The 16433-nt window shown below is 63.6% G+C and carries 12 protein-coding genes; all 12 read left to right on the top strand.

Translation table 11 applies throughout. From position 1 onward, the window contains the following. Positions 1–2: 2 nt before the first annotated feature. From OU800_RS00485 to OU800_RS00430, 12 genes are read left to right on the top strand one after another with little or no spacing between them, the layout of a single operon-like run. Entirely contained in the window at positions 3–1514 is a 1512-nt protein-coding gene (locus OU800_RS00485) for a sigma-54-dependent Fis family transcriptional regulator (protein ID WP_268180299.1), read from the top strand. 11 nt (positions 1515–1525) lie between these two features. Further along, on the top strand, positions 1526–1915 hold the full coding sequence (locus OU800_RS00480) for a DUF805 domain-containing protein (RefSeq protein WP_268180298.1): 390 nt from the start codon (positions 1526–1528) through the stop codon (positions 1913–1915). A 37-nt stretch (positions 1916–1952) separates the two neighbouring features. After that, positions 1953–2087 carry a type VI secretion protein gene (locus tag OU800_RS00475; RefSeq protein ID WP_268180296.1) on the top strand — a complete coding sequence of 45 codons (135 nt, stop codon included), beginning with the start codon at positions 1953–1955 and terminating at the stop codon, positions 2085–2087. A 20-nt stretch (positions 2088–2107) separates the two neighbouring features. Continuing rightward, positions 2108–3304 (top strand): type VI secretion system-associated FHA domain protein TagH, encoded by a 1197-nt coding sequence (tagH, locus tag OU800_RS00470; protein ID WP_268180295.1) that lies wholly within the window; start codon positions 2108–2110, stop codon positions 3302–3304. A gap of 5 nt (positions 3305–3309) precedes the next feature. Then, positions 3310–3792 carry a type VI secretion system lipoprotein TssJ gene (gene tssJ / locus OU800_RS00465; protein WP_268180293.1) on the top strand — a complete coding sequence of 161 codons (483 nt, stop codon included), beginning with the start codon at positions 3310–3312 and terminating at the stop codon, positions 3790–3792. Next, a complete protein-coding gene (tssK, locus tag OU800_RS00460) occupies positions 3789–5120 on the top strand; it encodes a type VI secretion system baseplate subunit TssK (protein WP_268180291.1) in 1332 nt (443 codons plus the stop codon). The genes tssJ and tssK overlap by 4 nt, the downstream gene beginning before the upstream one ends. Positions 5121–5122: 2 nt before the next feature. Continuing rightward, the gene (gene icmH / locus OU800_RS00455; RefSeq protein ID WP_268180289.1) at positions 5123–6004 is read left to right on the top strand and encodes a type IVB secretion system protein IcmH/DotU; all 882 of its coding nucleotides are present in this window, start codon (positions 5123–5125) and stop codon (positions 6002–6004) included. Further along, the gene (tssM, locus tag OU800_RS00450; protein WP_268180288.1) at positions 6001–9540 is read left to right on the top strand and encodes a type VI secretion system membrane subunit TssM; all 3540 of its coding nucleotides are present in this window, start codon (positions 6001–6003) and stop codon (positions 9538–9540) included. Before icmH ends, tssM begins: the two co-directional genes overlap by 4 nt. Beyond that, a complete protein-coding gene (locus tag OU800_RS00445) occupies positions 9540–10271 on the top strand; it encodes a PP2C family protein-serine/threonine phosphatase (protein WP_268180285.1) in 732 nt (243 codons plus the stop codon). The genes tssM and OU800_RS00445 overlap by 1 nt, the downstream gene beginning before the upstream one ends. Then, positions 10268–11239, top strand: a complete 972-nt coding sequence (locus OU800_RS00440) for a serine/threonine-protein kinase (RefSeq protein WP_268180283.1) — start codon at positions 10268–10270, stop codon at positions 11237–11239. The genes OU800_RS00445 and OU800_RS00440 overlap by 4 nt, the downstream gene beginning before the upstream one ends. 39 nt (positions 11240–11278) lie before the next feature. Then, positions 11279–13363 (top strand): type VI secretion system Vgr family protein, encoded by a 2085-nt coding sequence (gene tssI / locus OU800_RS00435; RefSeq protein ID WP_268180281.1) that lies wholly within the window; start codon positions 11279–11281, stop codon positions 13361–13363. 50 nt (positions 13364–13413) lie between these two features. Further along, positions 13414–16404 (top strand): hypothetical protein, encoded by a 2991-nt coding sequence (locus OU800_RS00430; RefSeq protein WP_268180279.1) that lies wholly within the window; start codon positions 13414–13416, stop codon positions 16402–16404. Positions 16405–16433: the final 29 nt, after the last annotated feature.

Raw genomic sequence — 16433 nt, 5'->3', positions numbered from 1 at the left:
CGATGTTCGCTGAAATCCCGCAGCCGCTGCGCTACGCCGAGGCCCTGCTGCAGCGCTACGCCGAACTGGCCGGTGCGGCCAGCAGCGAGCGCCTGCTCGCCGAGCTGGTGCGCGCGTCGGCCGAGCTGGCCGACTGCGAGCTGGGCCAGCTCTACCTGCTGGATCACACCAACACCCGCCTGACCCTCAGCGCCGAGTGGCTGGACGGCACGCTGCAAGCGCGTACGGCCGCCAGCCTGTCCAGTGACTACGATGGCGAGCACCTGCTGCAGTATTGCCTGTGCCAGAACCAGCCACTGTGCATCGAGGAACTCGACAGCAGCCTGCACGCCATCGCCTGCCTGCCCGAGGGCACCGCCTGGCGCAGCCTGCTGTGCCTGCCGCTGAGCAACGCCGAAGGCCACAGCCGTGGCCTGCTACTGGTGGCCAGCCATGGCCCGCGCGAGCTGCAGGGTTTCGTCGCCTCATTCGCCCATCTGGGCAGCTTCGCCCTGGCGCAACTGCAATTGCTGCAACGCCTGCGTGCCCCGGCGAACGACGAGCTCCCCACGCCGAATGTGGCCACGCCCTGCGCTAGCGGCTACGGCCTGCTGGGCCAGAGCCAGGCCATCCAGCAGGTCTATCAACTGATCGGCAAAGTGCTGCACAGCACGGTCAGCGTGCTGGTCACCGGCGAAACCGGCACCGGCAAGGAGCTGGTCGCCCGCGCCATTCACGACTGTGGTTCGCGGCGCAGCAAGGCCTTCGTCGTGCAGAACTGCGCGGCCCTGCCGGAGAACCTGCTGGAAAGCGAGCTGTTCGGTTACCGCAAGGGTGCCTTCACCGGCGCCGATAGCGACAAACCCGGCCTGTTCGACATCGCCAACGGCGGCACCCTGTTCCTCGACGAGATCGGCGACATGCCGCTGACCCTGCAGGCCAAGCTGCTGCGCGTGCTGCAGGAGGGCGAAGTGCGCCCACTGGGCAGCAACGAGACGCACAAGGTGGACGTGCGCATCATCGCCGCCACCCATCAGGAACTGCGCAAGCATGTCGAGGACGGGCGCTTCCGCGAAGACCTGTTCTATCGCCTGTCCAACTTCCCCATCGAGCTACCGCCGCTGCGCCAGCGTGGCGAAGACATCCTGCTGCTCGCCCGCCATTTCGCCAGCACCGCCAGCAGCCTGCTGCAACGCGACGCCTGCCGCTGGAGCGACGCCGCGCTTGAGCACCTGGCCGGTTATGCCTTCCCCGGCAACGTGCGCGAACTCAAGGGCCTGGTGGAACGTGCGGTGCTGCTGTGTGAAGGCGGCGAACTGCTGCCCGAGCACTTCAACCTGGAGCAGAGCCCCTACGTCGAAACCACGCCGCTGAGCCTGCGTGAGCGCATGGATCGTCTCGAGCGCAACCTGCTGCTCGACTGCCTGCGCAAGAACCGTGGCAACCAGACCAGCGCCGCCAACGAGCTGGGCCTGCCCCGGCGCACCCTGCTGTACCGCATGCAGCGGCTGAAGATCAGCCCGAGTGAAGTGTGATGGGAGAGATCATGAGGCATTTCCTGGGCCGTATTTCGTGGTTCTTGCTGGAACCAATGATTTCCAGCGGAAGAATTGGGCGACTCAAGTATCTGTTGCTCCATGTGTGGAGTGCCTGGCCGATCTTCCTGCTCGTTGCCATCAGTGGCGAGAGCTATCCGATGTGGCTGCAGTACGTGCTCTCTTCCTTTGCTCTTTTCGCCTTCCTTTACTGGTGGGTTGCCACGCTAACTGCTGGCGTCCGTCGCCTGCATGATCTGGGTCGAAGCGGCTACTGGGTGCTACTGATCAATCTGATCTGGCCGCTACTGCTGATCTGGCCCGGTCAACGCCAGAGCAATCGCTATGGTCCTCCCACACCTGAACGTTTTGCTGCCAAACAGTTAAACGGGGCCATCTGACATGTTCATTTCCACATCTCTCAAAGGAGCGCATTCCATGCAGCATCGCTACCGAACCGCCGTCCTGCTGGCCCTGGCCATCGCCCTGGCCGGCTGCGCTGGCAACTACAAGTTTAGCGACGACCAATACCGCCCGCTGGGCGACCCTCAAGCAGAAAAACGCGGCCACTGACCGCAAGGAGTAGGTTCACCATGGAACTGGTATTCGATGTGGTCAGCGCGCAGCAGTTCGTGCCAGGTCTGATGACCACTAAGACCTTCAAGCAGGCCGGTGGCGTGATTGGCCGTGCCGAGGAATGCGACTGGGTGATCCCGGATCGCAAGCGGGTCATCTCCAGCCGGCACGCGGAAGTGAGCTATCGCGATGGCGCCTTCTACCTGACCGATACCAGCAGCAATGGCATATCCCTCAAGGACAGCGGCGCCAGCCTGGCCAAGGGCCGCCCGCAGCGTATCGAGCATGGCAGCGTGTACTGCCTGGGCGATTTCGAGATACGCGCACGACTGATCCGCGACCCGGCCATGTTCGAGGGCGATATCGGCCTGCCACAGGCGGCTGGCAGCATCATCCCCGATGATGCCTTCCTCGATCTCGACCCGATCACCGCCCTGGAGCAACAGGAGCGCGTCTACGCCGAGGTGGACGACCTGACCGCCGTGCTGCGCCCCAGCAATGCCCAGGCGCAACAGCGCGACTATGCGCAGATCGACGAGGAAAACCTGCTGGTGCCCGAGCTGGTGATGCCGACACCGGCACCGCAGCCAAAACCTGCCCCGGAACCCGAGCGCCTGCCGCCGACGTTCTGGGAGAAATTCGCCGATGCCCTCGGCGTGCGCCTCGACGACCTCGACGAAGAAGCCCGCCAGGCCCTGGCGCTGAATGCCGCCAAGTTGCTCAAGCAGAGCGTCGGTAGCCTGCAACAGGCCCTGCGCACCCGCAGTGAACTGAAGAACGAACTGCGCCTGGCCTTGACCACGGTGCAGAGCGCCGGCAACAACCCGCTCAAGCACGGCCTGGATACCAGCGAAACCCTCAGCGTCCTGCTGCGTGGCGGCAAGGCCGGCCAACTGCCGGCCGAGCAGGCCATCAGCCGCAGCTTCCGTGACCTGCAGGCGCATCAGGTGGCGCTGCTGGCCGCCAGCCGCGCGGCGGTCAAGGGCATGCTCGAACAACTGGCCCCCGAGCAACTGACCCTGCGCTTCGAGCGCGAGGGCCGCAAACCGCTGATCGCCACCGATGGCAGCCGCTGGCGCGCCTATCGTCGCCTGCACACCTCGCTGGAAAAGAACGACGACTGGAGCGACCGCCTGTTCGCCCGCGACTTCGCCAGTGCCTACGAAGAGCAGGTTCGCCTGATCGCCACCCTCAACACCGACCTTCAAGGATGATGCCCATGCCTCGCTTGCTTTCCCTGGCGCTCGCCGCCGCGCTGCTGACCCTCGCCGGCTGCTCCGCGCTGTCGCCCTACTCCAAGCTGACCAAATTGGACCTGAGCCTGGCCGGTAGCGACCAGCTCAACCCGGATCTCAACGGCCGGCCCTCGCCCATCGTGGTACGCCTGATGGAGCTCAAGCACCCGGTGGCCTTCGAGAACGCCGACTTCTTCTCCCTCTACCAGCGCCCCAAGGAAGCCCTGGCACCTGACCTGGTGGCCTTCGAGGAACTGGAGCTGCGCCCGGGTGAAACCCGCGAGCTCAAGCTCACGGTGGAGGAAGGCAGCCGCTACGTCGGCGTACTGGCCGCCTACCGTGACCTGCCGGAGGCTAGCTGGCGCTACGTCATCCCGGTGGAGGCGCTGGAGCGCAATCAGGCCAATCTGAGCCTGGACGAGCGCGGCATCCGCAACCTCGATGACGAGCAGGAGCAGGCACAATGAGCCAGCACAAAGTCATCTGGCAGGAAGGCATGCTGCTGCGCCCGCAGCACTTCCAGCAGAACGATCGCTATCTCGATCACCAGCTCAAGGTGCGTACGCAGAAGCTGGCCAGCTATGCCTGGGGCTTCTTCGAGCTGGAGATCGACCGGCAATTCCTCAACATGGGCAAGCTGGTGGTGAGCAAGGCCAGCGGTGTGCTGCCCGACGGCAGCCTCTTCGACCTCGGCGTCGAGCGCGAGCCGCTGGGCCTGGACGTGCCGCCGAACACCGGCAATACCCCGGTGTACCTGGCGCTGCCGCTGGTCACCGGCAACCACATCGAGAGCCGTCGCCCGGAGCAGAAGGACGTACTGGCCCGCTATGTCGCCTTCGACGAAGAGGTTGCCGACTGCAACGCCGGCGACAGCAGCGTCAGCCAGGTCAGCACCGGCCGCCCGGATTTCCGCCTGCTGCTCGGCGAGCAGCAAAACGACCAGGCCTACGTCAAACTCAAGCTGTGCGACGTGCTCGACACCACCCCGGATGGGGTGATCAGCCTCGACCCGGAATTCAGCCCCACCTACGTCAACTTCCAGGCCTCCGGCTACCTGCTGAGCTGCCTCAAGGAAGTGATCAGCATGCTCGCCCACCGTGGCGACATCCTCGCCGAGCGTATCCGCGCCACCGGCAAGGTGGGCGGCGCCGAGGTCGGCGACTTCATGATGCTGCAGTTGATCAACCGCTACGAGCCGATCCTGCGTCACCACCTGGGCGTCGAGCAGGTGCACCCGGAGCAGATCTACCGCGAGCTGGTCGGCCTGCTTGGCGAGCTGGCCACCTTCTCCAGCGAAAGCAAGCGTCCGCGCCTGGAGGGCCGCTACCTGCACAGCGACCAGGGCCTGAGCTTCCGCAAGCTGATGGACGCCATCCGCCAGGTGCTGTCGATGGTGCTCGAACAGCACGCCATCGAGATGCTCCTGCAGCAACGCCAGTACGGCATCCAGGTGGCGCCGCTGCACGACCACAAGCTGCTCGGCACCTCCAGCTTCGTGCTCGCCGCCAGCGCCCAGTGCGACTCCGAGGAGCTGCGCCAGCGCCTGCCGGCGCACCTCAAGGTCGGCCCGGTGGAGCGCATCCGCCAACTGGTCAACCTGCACCTGCCGGGGATCAAGGTCAAACCGCTGCCGGTGGCACCACGGCAAATCCCCTTCCACTCGGGCAAGACCTACTTCGCCTTGGAGCTCAGCTCCGAAGAGCTGGCGCAGTTGGAACGCTCCGGCGGCTTTGCCTTCCACGTGTCCGGCGAGTTCTCCGGGCTTGAGCTGAAATTCTGGGCGATCAGGAACTGACCATGACAACCAAGGAAATGGAATACGGCCAGGATGACAAGACCGTCATCCTCAACCGCAAGGGCGAAGCCCGTGCCGAAAGTCCGCTGACCGACTTCAGCGCGCCGCCGAAATTCGAGCAGCTCGAAGAGCGCATGATCTTCGCCGCACGCCTGCGCCCGGCGGAGAGCTTCAACATCAGCCTCAACCCGTTGGTGGCCGCGGCCTCCTCGCTGCTCTCGGAAGTAGTGCGCCTCAAGCACAGCTTCGAGAGCGAGGATCTGGACGCCCTCAACCAGCGCCTGACCCGCGAGATCAAGGTGTTCGAGCACCGCGCCCTGCAGGATGGCGCCGAGAGCAGCCAGGTGATGGCGGCACGCTACGTGCTGTGCACCGTGGTCGACGAGGCCGTGGTGACCACCCCCTGGGGCAACGAGAGCCAGTGGTCGCAGATGAGCCTGCTGTCCTCCTTCCACAACGAAACCTTCGGCGGCGAGAAGTTCTTCCAGTTGCTCGAACGCCTGTCGCGCAACCCGGTCAAGCACCTGCCGATGCTGGAGCTGATGTACCTATGCCTGTCGCTCGGTTTCGAGGGCAAGTACCGCGTGTTGCAGCGCGGCATGCTTGAACTGGAAGCGGTGCGCGACAGCCTCTACCGGCAGATTCGCCAGTTGCGTGGCGACGTGCCGCGCGAGGTGTCGCCGCACTGGCAGGGCCTCAAGGACACCCGTCGACGCCTGGTGCGCATCGTGCCCTGGTGGCTGGTGGCCCTGTTCACCCTGATGTGCCTGGTGATGATGTACGCCGGCTTCGCCTGGGTACTGGGCGAGCAGCGCGACACCGTCCTCAAGCCGTATCAGCAACTCGACCCGGCCTCGGGTGTCAGCATGGATGACGTGAAATGAAGAGCTTTTTCGCCAAATTAGGCGCCTTTTTCCGCAAGACCTGGGTCTGGAGCCTGTGCCTGGTGCTGGTGCTCGCCCTGCTGGTGTGGTTCGTCGGCCCGCTGCTGGCAGTCAACGACTACAAGTTCTGGGAGTCGGCCACCAGCCGCCTGCTGACCATCAGCCTGATCTTCCTGCTCTGGGGCCTGGCCATGGTCTTCGCCAGTTGGCGTGCCACCGCGCGCAAGAAGGCCGCCGAGAACGACGCCGACGCCCAGGAGCGCCTGCGCCGCGAGGAGCAGGTCAACGAGGAGCAGGCCGAGCTGCGCCACCGCTTCAAGGACGCCCTGCGCACCCTCAAGCGCTCCAGCCTGTACCGTGGCCGTAGCGAGAAATGGCGCAATGACCTGCCCTGGTACCTGCTGCTCGGCCCGCAAGGCAGCGGCAAGACCAGCCTGCTGGACTTCTCCGGCCTGGACTTCCCGCTCAACCGTGGCGAGAGCCAGCGCCTGACCAAGGACGTCTCCGGCACTCGTTACGCCGACTGGTACTTCGCCGACCACGCGGTGCTGATCGACACCGCCGGGCGTTATCTCACCCAACCCGACGCGCAGATCGACAGCAGCGGCTGGAATACCCTGCTAGGCCTGCTCCGCCAGCGCCGGGCGCGCCCGCTCAATGGCGTACTGGTGAACATCCCGGTCGAGTATCTGCAGGGCGGCAGCGAAGTGGAGCTGGAAACCCTGGCCCGCCAGACCCGCCAACGCCTGCATGAAATCCATCAGCGCCTCGGTGCCGACGTGCCGGTCTACCTGGTGCTGAGCAAGGCCGACAAGGTGCTGGGCTTCGACGAGTTCTTCGACCAGCTCTCGCGTGAGGAAAGCGAGCAGGTGCTCGGCGCCAGCTTCCGCAAGGAGCAGAACCCCAGCGACGTGGCCGTGGTACGCCAGGAGTTCGAGGAACTGCTGCGCCGCCTCAACAGCCAGGTGATCCTGCGCATGCACCAGGAGCGCGACACCCAGCGCCGTGGCCGCATCCTCGACTTCCCGCACCAGCTCGGCCTGATCGGTGAGCGCCTGTGCCTGTTCATCGAACTGGCCTTCGCCGGCAACCGCTACCAGCGCGCCAGCAAGCTGCGCGGCTTCTACCTGACCAGCGCGCCGCAACTGAACGAACAGCTCGACCCGCTGACCGCCGGCATCGGCCGCAATATCGGCCTGACCGACAGCGCCCTGCCCACCTTCCGCACGGGCCGTGCGCGCTTCATCAACCATCTGCTCAGCCGGGTGATCTTCCCCGAATCGGAACTGGCTGGCCTGGATCAGAAGGAAGTACGCCGGATCGACTGGGGCCAGCGCGCCATGTACGCCACCGCCTTCGTCGTCCTGGCCGTGTTCGGCGTGCTCTGGGCCACCGGCTTCTCGGCCAACCACGGGCGCCTGGAAGAGCTGCGTGACATCGCCCAGACGCTCACCCAGGAGCATGAGTCGATCAACCCGCAGGACGATGCCCTGCAAGTGCTCAAGGCGCTGGACAGCAGCTACGCCGCCACTCAGGTGTTCCCGCCCAAGGGCGATGTGTCCTACCTGCAACGCACCGGCCTGTTCCAGGGCGAGGCGGTCAACCCGCCGGTGTACTCGACCTACCGTGCCGAGCTGGAAAACCTCCTGCTGCCGCGCGTGGCGCGGCAACTGGAGGCGCAGATCCGCGCCAACCTGGGTGATCGCGAGCGCCTGCTCGGCAGCCTGCGCGCCTATCTGATGCTCAATCTGGAAGAACGCCGTGACCCCGACTTCCTCAAGGAATGGGTGGCCGCCGACTGGTCGGTGCGTTACACCGGCAACAGCCTGGCGCAGCATGGCCTGAACACCCACTTCGCCCGTCTGCTGAGCGAGCCGTTCGCGCCCTATGCGCTCAATGCGCAACTGGTGGCCCAGGCACGCCAGGTGCTGCGCAGCGAGTCGCTGGCCAACGTGGTCTATCGCATGCTCCGCGAGCAGGCGCGCAGCCTGCCGGACTACCGCCTGAGCCAGAAGCTCGGCCCGCAAGCCGGGCTGATCAATGGCAGCGACTACGCCATCCCCGGCTTCTACACCCAGAGCGGCTACAGCAAGACCTTCACCGCTCAGGGTGGCAGCCTGGTGCGCGAGATCCTGCGCGACAACTGGGTGCTGGGCGAGGGCGAGACCCTCAGCGCCGGCGACCTCAGCCGCCTGATGGTGGAGCTGGAGCAACTGTACTTCCGCGACTACGGCAACTACTGGGGCGAAGCCATAGCCCAGCTCAGCCTGGAGCCCATCGGCAGTGCCGGTCGCGGTGCCGCCATGCTCAATGGCCTGACCGCTGCCAACTCGCCGTTGCTGCAACTGCTGGTGGAGATTCGCGACAACACCCGCTTCAAGGGCCTGGCCGAAGCCGCCGATGATGCCGGTGCCGCCGCTGATGCCCTGGAAGGCGCCAAGGGCAAGCTGGGCAAGGCTGCCAAGCTGGCCAGCGCCGCCGCCGAACAGGCTCAGCAAGCCCTGGCCAAGAACACCCCGGACACTGCGCGCAAGACCCTGGAGCGCCGCTTCGAGAGCCTGCACAAGCTGCTCGACGACAACGGCGGTGCCGGTGTCGACCTGGCAGCCGGCATGCAGGCACTGGACGAGCTGCAACGGCAACTGGCCAGCCTGGCCAACGCCGGAGCCAGCGACCAGGCCGCGTTCGAGATGGCCAAGGCGCGCATGGCTGGCAAGCGTGACGCCATCAACCAGGTGCGCAGCGCCGCGGCACGCTTGCCGCAGCCGGTGGGCAACTGGCTGGCACTGCTGGCCGAGGATAGCTGGACATTGGTGTTGAATGATGCCTACCACTTCCTCAACCAGCGCTACCAGAGCGAGCTGTACGCCGCCTACGACAACTCGCTGAAGCAGCGTTACCCGTTCAGTGCGCACAGCGAGAGCGACGTGGCGGTGGCCGACTTCCGCGAGTTCTTCAAGGCCCAGGGCATCGCCGAGCGCTTCTTCGACCAGTACCTGCGTGCCTTCGTCAGCGGCAGTGCCGACGAATACCGCCTGCGTCGCGTCGATGGCCGTGGCCTGCCGCTGTCGCGCGAGTTCCTCCTGCAGATGAGCCGCGCTCAGGTGATCCGCCGCAGCTTCTTCGCCGAGAACCCGGCCGAGCCACAGGTGCTGTTCAAGCTCGAGCCCTACTCGCTGGACTCCAGCCTGAGCCGCGCCGACTTCCGCTTCGGCAATCAGGGGCTGGAATACCGCCACGGCCCGATCGTCGCCACCGCCTTCCGTTGGCCGGCGACGAGCGGCGAGGATCGCACCAGCCTGGTGGTCGAGGAACTGGGTGGGCGCCGCGTCGGCATCGAGAAGAACACCGGCCCCTGGTCGCTGTTCCGCCTGCTCGACCTGATGGACGTGGACTACCACAGCGGCCGTGACGTGCTGATCCTCAAGGCCAACCTTGGGGGCTTGCATGCCAACTACCTGCTGCACAGCCAGCGCTCGCCGAACCCGTTCGACATCGGCCTGCTGCGCAGCTTCAAGTTGCCGGCGACGCTCTGATGAGCGCTGTTGCCAACGCCTGGCGCAGCGCCGCGCGCACCGACACCGGCAAGGTGCGCGCGCGCAACGAGGACGCCTTCCTGGCCCTGCCCGAGCAGGGCCTGTGGGTGGTGGCCGATGGCATGGGCGGGCACCAGAACGGTGCCCTGGCCAGCCGCCTGGTGGTCGAGCATTTGGCCGAGTTGCCACGCGATGGCGGCCTGGCAGAGCGCCTGGTGAACCTGCGCCAATGCCTGCATCGCCTCAACCACCGCCTCGGCCAGGAACTGACGGTAACCGCCGAACGCACCGACACAGTGATCGGCACCACGGTGGTCGCCCTGCTGCTGGAGGACGACCGCGCCGCCTGCGTCTGGGCCGGCGACAGCCGCTGCTACCTCTGGCGTGGCGCGCGTCTGTATCAGCTCAGCCGCGACCATTCCCTGGTGCAGCAATTGATCGACGAACAGGGCCTGGCGCCGCAGGAGGCTGCGCGCCACCCGGCGGCCCATGCCCTGACCCGCGCCATCGGCGCCAGCGAAACCCTGCAACTGGACATCCTCGAACTCGACGTGCTGCCCGGCGATGTCTTTTTGCTATGCAGCGACGGGCTCTACCAGGGCGTTTCCGCCGACACGCTGGGCGCCTGCCTCAACCTGCCTTCGCCGCACCTGGCTGTGGAGCGCCTGTTCCAGCACGCGCTCGACGGCCCGGCCCGTGACAACATCAGCGCCGTGGTGATCCGCCGATGACCGAATCCGCCGAAGCCAGCAACCTCACCTACTTCGCCCTGGCCGCCACCGCTGCCAAGCCCGCCGAGCGCGCAACCCCGCGCCAGGCGCCGGGCGAGCTGCCGGACGTGCTCGGCGGGCGCTACAAGATCGAGCGCCTGCTCGGCGTCGGCGGCATGGGCGCGGTGTACCGTGCCCGCGACCTGCTGCGCGAACAGTTCGGCGATCCCGAACCCTACGTGGCGCTGAAGACCCTCAGCGACGACTTCGCCGAGTACCCGGACGCCAACGCCCTGCTCTACAGCGAGTTCGCCCTCACCTCGCGGCTCAACCATCGCCACGTGGTGCGCCTGTTCGGCTTCGAGGTGGACACGGCCTGCGAACGCGCCTTCATCACCCTGGAGCTGATGCGTGGCCTGACCCTGGATCAACTGCTCTGCGAGCGCCCCGAAGGCCTGAGCTGGGAAGAGCTGCGCGATATCGCCATTCCCCTGCTCGACGCGCTGGCCTACTCCCACGAACTGGGCGTACTGCACGGTGATCTGAAACCCAGCAATGTGATGCTGGCCGACGACGGCCTGCGCCTGTTCGATTATGGTCTGGGCCAGCCGGTGGAAGGCCTGCTGCCCGGCCTGCCACGTCTGTGCCGCAATCGCATCGCCGCCTGGACGCCCCGCTACGCCGCACTGGAATTGCTCGAAGGCGCCGCGCTGTCGGCCGCCGCCGATGTCTATGCAGTGGCCTGCGTGCTGGTGGAACTGGCCAGCGGGCAACACCCGTTCCGCCGCCTGAGTGCCAAGCAAGCCAGGAGCATGGAACTGGACAAGCACCTGCAACGCCCGGCGCAGGTGCCCCAGCACTGCTGGCAGGCCCTGCGCACCGCGCTGGCCTTCGAGGAAAGCCAGCGGCAGATCGATTGCAACGCGCTGCTCGAGGCCTTTCGCCGGCCACCGGCTTCGCGTCTACAACGCTGGCTGGGCAAGGCATGACAGGCAGTTGAAAACGGACTCACTCGAAAGGATACGCACATGTTCAACCCGGCCAACGAAACCCATTTCAGCCTGAACATCGAGGGTGTCGAGCATGACCTGCAGGTGCTCGAATTCAACGGACGAGAGGCCGTCAGCCAGCTCTACCGCTTCGACGTGGAACTGATCAGCGAGCGCCCCGACCTCGACCTCAAGGCCCTGCTGCAGCAGCGCGCCTACCTCGCCTTCAGCCCCAATGGCGATGGCATCCACGGCATCATCCACCGCGCCGAGCAGGGCGAGTCCGGCAAACGCCTGACCCGCTATCGCCTGAGCCTCGTGCCGCAGCTCAAGCTGCTCGAATACCGCATCAACCAGCGCATCTTCCAGCATCTGAGCGTGCCGCAGATCGTCGCCCAGGTGCTGGAAGAGCACGGCATCGTCCAGGGTGGCTACGAATTCCAGCTCGGCCCCACCGTCTACCCGGAACGCGACTACTGCGTGCAGTACGACGAGAGCGACCTGCACTTCGTCCAGCGCCTGTGCGAGGAGGAAGGCATCCACTACCACTTCCGCCACAGCGAAAGCGGCCATGTGCTGGTGTTCGGCGACGACCAGAGCGCCTTCGCCAAGCTTGGCCGGCCCACGCCCTACGTTCAGGACAGCGGCATGACCGCCGACGACCCGGTGCTCAAGCGCCTGGCCCTGCGCCTGGAAACCCGCACCCGGCGCACCACGCGCCGCGACTACGACTTCGAGCAACCGCGCCTGCTGCTGGAAGCCACCTACCAGGGCGATAAGGCCGGCGAGCTCGACCACCTGCCCGCCCTCGAAGACTACGACTATCCTGGCCGCTACACCGACCGCACGCGCGGTAAGCACCTGGCCAAACGCGCCCTGGAACGCCACCGCAGCGACTACCAGCAACTGCAAGGCAAGAGCGACCAACCGCGCCTGGTTAGCGGCCACCTGCTGGAGATCTCCGAACACCCGCAGCGCGAATGGAACGCCCTGTGGCTGCTCACCGAAGTGCGGCACGAGGGCAAACAGCCGCAAGTCTTGGAAGAGTCGGTACTCGATCTCCCCTCTCCCATTCATGGGAGAGGGGCCGGGGGAGAGGGTGTATCAGGCGACACCGACTTTCACCAAGGCTACCGCAACCGCTTCCTCGCCACCCCCTGGGACGTGCCCTTCCGCCCGCCGCTGAAACACCCCAAACCCAAGGTGCTGGGCAGCCAGACCGCCGTGGTCACCGGCCCCGCCGGCGAAGAAATCCACTGCGACCAATATGGCCGGGTGAAGGTGCAATTCTTCTGGGATCGTGAAGGCCAGGCCGACGAAAAGACAAGCTGCTGGCTACGGGTCAGCTCAAGCTGGGCCGGTGACCGCTATGGCGCCATCACCATCCCGCGTATCGGCATGGAAGTGCTGGTCACCTTCCTCGAAGGCGACCCCGACCAGCCGCTGGTCACCGGCTGCCTGTACCACGCCGAACACGTGGTGCCCTACGACCTGCCGGCGAACAAGACCCGCAGCGTGTTCAAGACCCTAAGCAGCCCCGGCGGTGGTGGCTACAACGAATTGCGCATCGAAGACCGCAAAGGCGCCGAGCAGATCTACCTCCACGCCCAACGCGACTGGGACGAAAACATCGAACACGACCAGAAGATCCGCGTCGGCAACGAGCGCCACGACACCGTGGAAAAGAACAGCTACACCGAACTGCTGGCCGAGGAACACCTCACCGTCACCGCCGAGCGCAAGGTGGAAGTCAAACCGCAGGATCACTTGACGGTAGGCACCGACCAGCACATCAAACTGGGCACCGCGCAACTGACCAAGGCAGGCCGCGAGATTCATCTGAAGGCCGGGCAGAAAATGGTCATCGAAGCCGGCATCGAACTGACCATCAAGGCCGGCGGCAGCTTTATCAAGCTCGACCCTGGCGGCATCACCATCAGCGGCCCGCTGGCAAGACTCAATGCCGGCGGCTCACCGGGCAAGGGCTCAGGGCTCAAGATCAAACCGCCCGTGCTGCCAGACGCGGCGGATAGTGACAAGGCGGGGAGTTTGTTGGAGCAGGCGTTGGCCAATGAGCTGATGCCCAAGGCAAAACCCAAACGCACGCTGAATTTCTCCGGTTAACAGGGATCAAGCGCGGGCTCTATTCACGCCCGTGAACAAGGACTATCACCATGGCAGATAACAAACCGATCAACTGGGCCTATCCGTTCAAGACCGCCGGGGAAGACAGTAAAGAAGTCAGCGACCCGCAGATCTATCTCGATGCCTTGGCCAAAGCCAAAGATGGCTTCTACCCCATGGGCGCCAATGGCCTCTGGCACGGTGGCGTGCATTTCGATGACAACACCGCTGGGAGCCTTGACCAGTCCTCGATTCGTTGCATCGCGGATGGCGAGGTGATTGCTTACCGGATCGACCAGCGCTGTCCCACCACCCAATACGGTGACGGCCCCACGGTCGTGCATCTGCCGTTCTCAACAGGGTTCGTATTGGTCAGGCATCGATTGGAACTGCCGTCTTTACCTGCACCCACCACTCCTGCCGGTGAGACAGGCGACACCACAGCAGCCACAACGCCTACAGATACAGCCACGCCAGCCGCTACGGACACCGAAAGCGCGCCAGCCAGTGAAGGGCTGACTTTTTACAGCCTGTATATGCACCTGCTCGACTGGGACAGCTATAAATCAGCCACTGCCCCTGAGCCCGCGGAGTTCCTCGCGCCGACCTGCTATGTGGTCAAGTCCACCACCGATGATCCACTCGTGGGCTTGCGAGTCCGTGCATTGAACGACGACGGGACGAACAAGGTACTCGCCTTGCTCCCCAAGGGCTGTAAGGTCACGCTCGGTGAAGCGCACAGCATCAAGACGAAATATAAAAAGCTGCTCAGCATCGATGAAGGCGTGGCCATACCCGCCCTACCGGCAGGTACTGACGGCTGGGTGTATGAGGATGAATTGACCGACAACACCGTAGCGGATAAGGCCACGGATACTGAGTCCGAGCTTACCCTTAGTCACCAAGGATTGAGGGTACGCAAGGAGGCTAATGGCACGATCATTGGTGTATTGCCGCGTGGTGCCACACTCAAGGTTGGCGCGAAGGGGAAAAAGGGCTTTTGCAAGGTACTGGAGGTCATGGACTATCGCGGCGTACCCGCACTGCCCAGCGGGCCGGATGGCAAGCCGCTAGGCTACGTTTTCTTCGACGCACTCGAAACACAGAAAACCGAGCCCGGTGCGCTGGATAGCGTTTATATCTTGCCTAAACCTTATTCGATCAAGGCCGGTGAACTGGTAGGGCATATAGGTAAATATCAGAATTTCAATAATTCCCGCCCCAAAGCGATGCTGCACCTGGAAGTGTTCACCAGTGAGGACGTCCCGGCCTTTATCGAAAAAAGCCGTGCTATCGGAGAAAAACTGCCCGACGAACAGAAGACCCTGATCAAGGTGGAAAAGGGCTCGAAGATCGCCCAGCCCGCTGCCGCCGATACCCAGGTCGAAGCGAACGTGGATGTGCGTCTTTGCAGCGACTCCCCCAAGGCTGGTTGCTGGGCCAAGGTACAGAAGTACGCCATCTGCAACGCCGACAAGAACAGCGAGCTAGGCAGTTACAGCTCGACAACGCTTACCTATCCGCTAAGTGCTACGCAGAAGACAACCCTGGCAACCCGAATGGGCGTCGATGCTGCGGACATGCCGAATCAGGTCGACTTTCTCAAGGTGTATTCCAATTCGGTCGAAGGGGGCGACCCTCATGATTATGAAGGAGGCAACATCCCCACGACCCATCCCTGGCGCAAAATTGGTGCTGTGGTTGGCAAGCCCTTTTGGGTCAAGCGATCGGCACTGAACGCCCAGGGCCAACGCAGCAGCACGGCCGGCTCGCTCGATGCCTGGACGGAGTTCCCCCTGCACAGTGGCCTGGAAGGTAAAGCCAGCGGTTACGTACGCATACTGCCCGCCAGCTCCTGGGACGCTTTGCCCGATGAGCGTAAAGCCATCGACGCTGAGAAGGTACGCTGGTGGTACGTCACCGTCGGTGACATGGAAGGCAACGACATCTCCGGTTGGGCACCAGAAAAAGACCTGATCGTCACACGTCACTCGCCCTGGGAATGGCCAGGTTTCAGCTCCCTGCAAGACAAACTCCCCCTGGACGCCCACCTGGCAAGAACCCTCGACGCCACCGGGCGTGCTACAGAAGAGGAAACTGCAAGCTATGCAGCACTGATCGAAGAAGCCGAGCGCGGCCCTATCCTCAGCAAGCTGTACGAAATCATCGATCAGCCGGACGAAAAGGGCGTACGCGACAAGAAGCTCACCCCGGCGGAATTTCAGGCTGCCCTCGGCAAACCCTGGTTGGCACAGCAACTTTCCCTGCTGATCAGCCAGCATGAAAGCGAGTGGTTCTGGAACGAAAGCAAATGGAACCAGCTAGACAAACTGATGGAGCACACGCCGGAAGATCCGAATCCTCAGTGGGTAAAAGAGAAAGAGCGGATTAAAACGCTGAGTTGGTGGAAGGAATTGGCAGGGCAGCCAGGGATAGCGGCGGATGGGGTGGCTTGGCATTTTCATCCGCATGGTCTATTACAAAATTTCCACAGTAAAGTGAGTAAGTTGATTTGGCTGGGGAGGGTTAGAGAACTTTATGGAATGCAAGTATCCGAAGGATTCAGGGAAAGGATGTTAGCGCTAGGAGAGAATTTGAGTTTAGACCCCAATTATGTTATGGCGTGTATCGCCCTAGAAACAGGCAGAACTTTCAATCCGGCGATCAAAAACCCTAACTCCTCTGCTACAGGATTGATACAGTTTATGAGTTCAACAGCGGCTGACCTTGGCACAACAACTGCTCTTCTAGCAAAAATGACGCATGTAGAGCAATTAGAATATGTTGAGAAGTACTTTCTTATGACTGCACGGAACGTCGGTGTGCCAACCTCGGAGTGGTCCTTAGGGGACGTTTATTTTTCCATTTTCACTCCAAGCATAATAAAGAAGAAGCCAGAAGATACGATTTACGCCGATGGACAAGCTGCATATACTGTGAATACATTTCATGATCGCAATAGCGATGGCGTTATAACGAAGCAAGAAATTGCAGAAAATATTGCTGACTACTACAAAGCAGGCTTCAAATATGAAGAGTAAGTTTTTTATTCTTATTGCTGTGGCGTTAT

The sequence above is a fragment of the Pseudomonas sp. GOM7 genome (genome assembly GCF_026723825.1).
Classification (GTDB): domain Bacteria; phylum Pseudomonadota; class Gammaproteobacteria; order Pseudomonadales; family Pseudomonadaceae; genus Aquipseudomonas.
This window is presented reverse-complemented; position numbering and strand designations above follow the sequence as displayed.

Coding starts and splice junctions, on each gene's coding strand:
- OU800_RS00485 (WP_268180299.1), top strand. CDS start 3: ATGTTCGCTGAAATCCCGCAGCCGCTGCGCTACGCCGAGGCCCTGCTG.
- OU800_RS00480 (WP_268180298.1), top strand. CDS start 1,526: ATGAGGCATTTCCTGGGCCGTATTTCGTGGTTCTTGCTGGAACCAATG.
- OU800_RS00475 (WP_268180296.1), top strand. CDS start 1,953: ATGCAGCATCGCTACCGAACCGCCGTCCTGCTGGCCCTGGCCATCGCC.
- tagH (WP_268180295.1), top strand. CDS start 2,108: ATGGAACTGGTATTCGATGTGGTCAGCGCGCAGCAGTTCGTGCCAGGT.
- tssJ (WP_268180293.1), top strand. CDS start 3,310: ATGCCTCGCTTGCTTTCCCTGGCGCTCGCCGCCGCGCTGCTGACCCTC.
- tssK (WP_268180291.1), top strand. CDS start 3,789: ATGAGCCAGCACAAAGTCATCTGGCAGGAAGGCATGCTGCTGCGCCCG.
- icmH (WP_268180289.1), top strand. CDS start 5,123: ATGACAACCAAGGAAATGGAATACGGCCAGGATGACAAGACCGTCATC.
- tssM (WP_268180288.1), top strand. CDS start 6,001: ATGAAGAGCTTTTTCGCCAAATTAGGCGCCTTTTTCCGCAAGACCTGG.
- OU800_RS00445 (WP_268180285.1), top strand. CDS start 9,540: ATGAGCGCTGTTGCCAACGCCTGGCGCAGCGCCGCGCGCACCGACACC.
- OU800_RS00440 (WP_268180283.1), top strand. CDS start 10,268: ATGACCGAATCCGCCGAAGCCAGCAACCTCACCTACTTCGCCCTGGCC.
- tssI (WP_268180281.1), top strand. CDS start 11,279: ATGTTCAACCCGGCCAACGAAACCCATTTCAGCCTGAACATCGAGGGT.
- OU800_RS00430 (WP_268180279.1), top strand. CDS start 13,414: ATGGCAGATAACAAACCGATCAACTGGGCCTATCCGTTCAAGACCGCC.